Raw genomic sequence first — 209 nt, forward strand, 5'->3', positions numbered from 1 at the left:
CCGAGCTGATCCCCTGGGCCGGCGCCTGGCGCAGATTCCCTCGGTCGGCCCGATCGTTGCAACCGCGCTGGTGATGAAGGCCCCAAATCCGCATGCGTTCCGCTCCGGCCGTCACTTCGCGGCCTGGCTCGGCCTCACACCCAAGGACCATTCCACCGCCGGCAAGACCAGGCTTGGCAAGATCACCCGGGCGGGCGACGAGGACCTGA

Annotated in this window: 1 protein-coding gene; it reads left to right on the forward strand. The window is 68.9% G+C overall.

Annotated features, from left to right (window positions below):
- A partial coding sequence (locus FNJ47_RS49615) for a transposase (protein WP_163163976.1) occupies positions 1–209 on the forward strand: 209 nt, incomplete at both ends.

It is taken from the genome of Bradyrhizobium uaiense, from assembly GCF_010811875.1.
GTDB classification, from domain to species: Bacteria; Pseudomonadota; Alphaproteobacteria; order Rhizobiales; family Xanthobacteraceae; genus Bradyrhizobium; species Bradyrhizobium uaiense.